Raw genomic sequence first — 6,337 nt, 5'->3', positions numbered from 1 at the left:
TTCTGCTGCAACTGTAGCGACCGCTAAATCTATTTCAACTAGCACTGTTATGATTAATGATGGCTATTTAGGCCGTGGCTTGGGTTTAGGTCGTGGTTTTGGTGATGTGGGTCGTGGCTTTGGTGATATGGGCCGTGGTTTTGGTTTAGGCCGTGGCTTTGGTGATATGGGTCGTGGTTTTGGTTTAGGCCGTGGCTTTGGTGATATGGGTCGTGGTTTTGGTTTAGGCCGTGGCTTTGGTGATATGGGTCGTGGCTTACCAACGGCTGGCTTTGGCCGTGGTTTGTTACCTGGTGGCTTTGGCCGTGACCTGATGGGTTATAAGCCTAGCCTCGGCGGTGTATTTGGCCCTAATTTCAATGCAGGCTGGGGGGCTCGTAGCGCTTATAACGCAGGTTATCGTGATGGCTTCTCTGACGGTAATCGCGAAGGTTATGTGGATGGTGGTCGTGATGGGTACAAAGCTGGTTCACGTGATGGCTATATCGATGGTCGTACTGACAGCCGTCTAGGTTGGGGTGCTTGGAATCGTCCTCGCCCAGCAGCTTGGTCTCGTCCAGCTTTTTCAGATTGGGGTCGTCCACAATTTGCTGGCATGAGCCGTCCCAATGCTTGGACTGGTGCCAAGTTTGATAATAAATGTGATGACCTCACTGATAAATTCACCTCTGGTTTAGCCAGTGCCTTAACTAGCTTTGCACAGTCTATTGGTGCCAATAAAAAAGCTGGCATGTGCTAATCGGTAAGACTAAAAGAGGCTTTTTAAAAATAACTGGCTAGGAAATCTGGCCAGTTATTATTTATTACCTTTCACTAAAATTTTATTTTTATTTTAACTGGCTTTATACAGATAATTTTGGGTTGTACTTGCTTTTTTTGAGTTTTATTAGATAAAGCCTCCGGTAAAAACTAATAAGAAATTAGATAGTTAAAATTTTTGGAAATCGAATTTGGTAAAAGTCCGATTTTCTATTGCCTACTCATCAATATTTCTCTCTGGAAGATAATTTTTATCTTCAATTTCTTATATTCATAATATTTTCGTATCGATTTCATACTGATCTTTTTTAGTTAAGCCATCCGAAAAATAGCTTTGAGCAAGCAGTCATTTACTAATCAGTTTTATAGTAATTTTACTTCGATTGTTATTTTTTATAATAAGTTATTTTTATTTATAACCTTGAGTTTGATATGTGACGGTTTGTCGTGATTTGATCTACGGCAGTCATAGTTCTGGTTCATTGATGAGTCTGGTTTATCGCATTCTAGCCTACAGGAACACACCTAGTGTGCTCAGGTAATACAGTAAAAGAGTTCAAGCCCATAGTATTTTGAATTATTTTGGCTTGTTTTAATTGATAGAAACTATCATTAAAGAAATAAAGGAGATTATCAAATGATGCCTTACGGATATTTAGATCGTTTAGATGGCGGTCCTAGCTTTGCTAATTATACTGAATTTAGCGATTTCAGTACAGGTTTGGATGGATTAGGTTCTCGCTTTGATGACGTATTCGGTGCTGGTCGTTTTGGGCCAGATAGCTTGTTCGATGTAGGACCTGGTCCTGATTTTGGCTATTATGGCAGAACCCCTTATGGTCTTAATGGCTTAGGTGGTGGTTTAGGTGGCTTTGGCGATTTAGATGGTTTTGGCGGTCTAGGTGGTTTCGGGTCTGGCTTGGGTGGATTGGGTGGTTACGGCGGTTTGGGACGTGGTGTAGGTGCCTATCCAGTGCCTGTACCTGTGGATCGTCCGGTTGAAGTACCTGTCGTGATTGAACGCCGTGTGCCCGTTGAGAAGCGTGTGCCAGTGCCACAACCTTATCCGGTTGAGAAACAAGTACCTGTTCAAATCCCTGTTCCACAGCCTTATCCTGTTGAAAAGCAAGTACAAGTGCCAGTGCCAGTGCCTGTACCTGTAATGCCACAAATGGTTCCTCAGCCAGTGCCAGTGCCAGTGCCTGTAGAAGCTGATGTTGCTCAGCCTGCAAAAACCACCCAAAAACGTTCTGGTGGTTTATTAGGTGGCTTGTTAGGCGGTCTGTTCTAAGAGAACTTTGTAGGCAGTGTCCTCATGGGACTGCCTAAAATGTCAAATCGAAAAGCCAGTATCTTACTGGCTTTTTATTATGTATTGATGCGTGTAATCTTCTTTTATTATTAATTATTATACCAGCTGGCATTAAGTTGTCTTTTTGCAAACTAACCACCAATATCTCTTTTCTTGCAGTTAATACAAGATTTTGCAGCCCAGCGCTGGCACATTTTATCGTGATTTGTTCAACGATAATCCTTTGAGAACTCTAATTTTAGCGTAATTTACTGCATCCTTAACGCAGGATTGAGAACAGTTTCTCATAACCTTCCAGAATAACAGCTGTATGCCTTAGGTTGTATTGCTGCTCGTTCTATTTTTAGGCTTGTTTTCTTGTCGAAAATTCTTAGCAAACATCAGGAGATAAACCATGGCTAGTAGTCCTATTTCAGCCAGTTCCTATCCAAGATCATCTTCGTCATCAGATTTGGATCGTTTACTACAGTCACTAGATAGTAGAAGTGGTGATAGATTTTCTGATTTATTATCTGAATCTGATGAAAATTTACTTCCTTCTGAGCGCGTTATCTATGTCGGTAAGCCAACCGTTTTAAGTAAGCCCTACCCAGTAGAAATACCTGTTGAAGTACCTGTACGTGTTCCAGTGCCAGTACCTGTTGAAGTGCCAGTACCTGTTGAAGTAGCGGTGGATCGTCCTTATCCAGTAGAAGTGCCTGTCGAAGTAGAAGTAGATCGTCCAGTGCCATATCCACTACCTTTCCCATATCCAATTCCTTTCTAATCATTAGGCTTGGGTATGAGTTTTATGAAAAGCCAGTAATTATCTGGCTTTTTCAAAGAAATTAATGTCACTTTCTATCTCTCAAATAAACCTGCTTATCCTTTATTTAATTTTATTGCTTCTTTTTTTTATTAATGATTAGTAGTCCAGCAGTTGTGCAACTAATGCTTGTATAACTAGCGTTTAATGAATTTTTTAAAGGAAGTCTTATGTCAAGTCTTTTCAGGTTATCCTCCTTGCGTAGCTATCGTGATTATCCTTCTTCCATGGCTTTTTTTAAAAAAAATACAACAATTATTCATCATGACGGATATTATCGCGCTCTTGATAGATCAGCTTATAATGACCGTTATAGACGAGATGTAGATCGTGATGATAGAAGCTCATATATGCGTAATTATGATCTCAGTGATAAAAAGTCGGCTTATAATGACCGCTATAGTCGTGATATTGAACGTGGCAGTATGCGCTTAAATTATAATAATAGAGATAATCGAGTTGATGATCGTGATTATGTCAGTAAGGCTGAAGTGGCAGCTTTAGATGCTTTACTACGTGATATAGATAATCGAGATGTTGGAGTTGAAGACAGACGGACTATTAAGCCATTAGAGCGTGAATTAAGACGGCCTTTGGAACAGCGTGTGATGCAGAATGCGTATGATAGAACAGAGGCTAGTCCTACGCCTAGACGCCCGTTAGGCCAAATAGAATTAGAACCTTCAGTGGCAACAGAGGGGGCGAGACGGCCTTTGGAACAGCGTGTGACGCAGAATGCGTATGATAGAACAGAGGCTAATCCTATGCCTAGACGCCCGTTAGGCAAAATAGAATTAGAACCTTCAGTGGCTACAGAGAGTGCTAGACGACCTTTAGAACAGCGTATGACGCAGAATGAGTATAATAGAGCGGACGCTACGAGCACTACTAAACCTAAGCGCCCGTTAGGCAAAATAGAATTAGGACCTTTGGTAGAAGCAGAGGCCGCGAAATCTGCGAAATACTATCGCCCGCTAGGTAAAATAAGGGTAGGTGTTTCACCTTATGCGGAAGAAGCGGCTAGAGAAAGGCAAGCGGGAGGGCAGAAAAAACCACAGCGTCCCGCACAACAGCAGCCCGCTCAGCCCTTTAATATGCCAAATATGCAAATGCCTATGCCAAAACCGGCACCTGCTCCCACACCAAAACCACAGCCACAGGCCCCTGCAAAAGGTCAAGAGCGCCGCTCTAGCTTGTTTGATCTAAACTTTGATCTGGATTTTGGCTTATTTAAAGTGAAAAGTAATAATGGTTTGCAGTTCGGTGGATTACTCGGGGGCTTGCTCAAAGATATCATGGGTATCGGTAGTTCTTCCAAGTAGTTTCTGCAAGTATGGAAGAGGCAAGGACGCCTCTTGCTGGCGGTGGTTTATAACTTTCACTTGTCTATAAATAAATACTTTTTATCAGAAGATTAGCCATTAATCTAGAAGATAGTTTTCTCAACAGACTAGCCTAGTTCATCATAGTGGGTATGGGTAGACACTATGCCCAGCAAGATTGAGTTGCCACACTTCTCGATTTTTGCACTGTTATGTAGTGTAGACAATTATCATAATAGCTTTGAATACAGGACAGTTTAAGAATGTATAACACTATCTCTAATCAACAATATCAAGCAGTGACTTATAACACCAATCGCACTCCAAGTTATAGCTTATTAGGCGGTCTGACCCAATATAAAGCTGGTATGTATGATAACGGTTATAATGCAGGTTACACCCAAGGCTATTGGGGAGGCGCTGCTAACAATTATAACAATGGTTATCAAACGGGTTACCAAAGTGGCTACACCAGTGGTTATGATCATGCTTATCGCCAACCCACTTATGTGGCCAATAATGGTGGCTGGGGTGGATTAGGGGCAGGTATTCAAATCGGCCCTTTTAGTGCCAGCATTGGTTTTGGAAATATTTTGAATGGCTTATTAGGTGGTATTGGTAGCGGTACTAAATATTGGTAAACTGCGCTAACTGCAGATTTTATAAAAAGGCCAGCATTAGCTGGCCTTTTTTATACTAAGTGCTTAGTTAGCAACTGTAGTACATATCGTATTCAATTGGATGTGTGGTCATGCGGAAGCGAGTGACTTCTTGCATCTTTAATTCGATATAAGCATCGATCATATCGTTAGAGAATACGCCACCTGCTGTTAAGAACTCACGATCTTTATCCAATGCTTCTAGGGCCATGTCTAAAGAATGGCAAACTTTTGGAATGAGTTTGTCTTCTTCAGGTGGTAAGTCGTATAGGTCTTTGTCCATTGCATCGCCCGGATGGATTTTATTTTTAATACCATCTAAGCCAGCCATCATTAACGCAGCGAACGCTAAGTATGGGTTTGCACTTGGGTCAGGGAAGCGAACTTCAATACGACGTCCTTTGGGACTAGAAACGAAAGGAATACGGATAGAAGCAGAACGGTTACGGGCTGAATAAGCTAGCATAACAGGCGCTTCGAAACCGGGAACCAAGCGTTTATAAGAATTAGTACCTGGATTACAAAAAGCGTTCAATGCTTTTGCGTGCTTAATAACGCCGCCAATGTAATACAGTGCTGTTTCAGACAAACCTGCATAACCTTCACCCGCAAATAAGTTGGTGCCGTCTTTTGCTAAAGACATATGAACGTGCATACCGGAACCATTATCACCGACAATAGGTTTTGGCATGAAAGTGACGGTTTTGCCGTATTGGTGTGCAACGTTGTGGATAACGTACTTTTGACGTTGAGTCCAATCGGCACGTTTGACTAAAGTTGAAAATCTAGTACCGATTTCGCATTGACCGGCTGTTGCCACTTCATGGTGATGCACTTCAACAGGCACGCCCACTTCTTGTAGCACGTTACACATTTGTGCACGTAGATCTTGTGAAGAATCAACCGGTGGAACAGGGAAGTAGCCGCCTTTTACGCCCGGACGGTGACCCATATTGCCATCTTCAAATTTCTTGCCGGTATTCCAAGCCGCTTCGTCAGCGTCTACTTTTACAAAGCAGCCGCTCATATCCACACCCCAACGTACATCGTCGAAAATGAAGAATTCAGGCTCTGGACCAAAGAATGCGGTATCTGCGATGCCAGTTGATTTTAAATAAGCCTCCGCACGTGAGGCGATAGAGCGTGGATCACGCTCATAACCTTCCATAGTGGCCGGATCAACGATACCGCAAGTGATGTTTAAGGTAACGTCTTGGAAGAAAGGATCAATAAAGGCGGTATCGGGATCAGGCATCAAAATCATGTCAGATTCATTAATACCTTTCCAACCCGCAATGGAGGAGCCGTCAAACATCTTGCCGTCTTCGAAAATATCTTCATTAAATTCGCTGAGCGGCACACTGACGTGATGTTCTTTGCCACGTGTATCGGTGAAACGGAAATCGATATACTTAACGTCGTTTTCCTTAATCATGTTCATTACGTCTTGTGCAGACATTCGATCGTCTCCTGAAGTTAA

The 6,337-nt window shown here is 42.4% G+C and carries 6 protein-coding genes; 5 read left to right on the top strand and 1 reads right to left on the bottom strand.

Translation table 11 applies throughout. From position 1 onward, the window contains the following. From A3IE_RS23010 to A3IE_RS0117400, 5 genes are all read left to right on the top strand, one after another. Positions 1-739: hypothetical protein (locus A3IE_RS23010; RefSeq protein ID WP_020396911.1), on the top strand; the 739-nt coding region annotated here is incomplete at its 5' end. A gap of 657 nt (positions 740-1,396) precedes the next feature. After that, complete coding sequence (locus A3IE_RS22915) at positions 1,397-2,050, top strand: hypothetical protein (protein ID WP_020396910.1); 654 nt, start codon at positions 1,397-1,399, stop codon at positions 2,048-2,050. 415 nt (positions 2,051-2,465) lie between these two features. Next, entirely contained in the window at positions 2,466-2,837 is a 372-nt protein-coding gene (locus A3IE_RS22910) for a hypothetical protein (protein ID WP_157832898.1), read from the top strand. A 389-nt stretch (positions 2,838-3,226) separates the two neighbouring features. Beyond that, on the top strand, positions 3,227-4,198 hold the full coding sequence (locus A3IE_RS0117405) for a hypothetical protein (protein ID WP_020396907.1): 972 nt from the start codon (positions 3,227-3,229) through the stop codon (positions 4,196-4,198). 263 nt (positions 4,199-4,461) lie between these two features. Continuing rightward, the gene (locus tag A3IE_RS0117400) at positions 4,462-4,839 is read left to right on the top strand and encodes a hypothetical protein (RefSeq protein ID WP_020396906.1); all 378 of its coding nucleotides are present in this window, start codon (positions 4,462-4,464) and stop codon (positions 4,837-4,839) included. A 67-nt stretch (positions 4,840-4,906) separates the two neighbouring features. On the opposite strand, the gene glnA is transcribed toward A3IE_RS0117400, so the two are convergent. Beyond that, on the bottom strand, positions 4,907-6,316 hold the full coding sequence (gene glnA, locus A3IE_RS0117395) for a glutamate--ammonia ligase (RefSeq protein WP_020396905.1): 1,410 nt from the start codon (positions 6,314-6,316) through the stop codon (positions 4,907-4,909). Positions 6,317-6,337: the final 21 nt, after the last annotated feature.

This window comes from Thiolinea disciformis DSM 14473, from assembly GCF_000371925.1.
Taxonomy (GTDB): domain Bacteria; phylum Pseudomonadota; class Gammaproteobacteria; order Thiotrichales; family Thiotrichaceae; genus Thiolinea; species Thiolinea disciformis.
This window is presented reverse-complemented; position numbering and strand designations above follow the sequence as displayed.

Excerpts from the sequence above, each read along its gene's own strand:
- A3IE_RS22915 (WP_020396910.1), top strand. The coding sequence starts at position 1,397 with ATGATGCCTTACGGATATTTAGATCGTTTAGATGGCGGTCCTAGCTTT.
- A3IE_RS22910 (WP_157832898.1), top strand. The coding sequence starts at position 2,466 with ATGGCTAGTAGTCCTATTTCAGCCAGTTCCTATCCAAGATCATCTTCG.
- A3IE_RS0117405 (WP_020396907.1), top strand. The coding sequence starts at position 3,227 with ATGCGTAATTATGATCTCAGTGATAAAAAGTCGGCTTATAATGACCGC.
- A3IE_RS0117400 (WP_020396906.1), top strand. The coding sequence starts at position 4,462 with ATGTATAACACTATCTCTAATCAACAATATCAAGCAGTGACTTATAAC.
- glnA (WP_020396905.1), bottom strand. The coding sequence starts at position 6,316 with ATGTCTGCACAAGACGTAATGAACATGATTAAGGAAAACGACGTTAAG.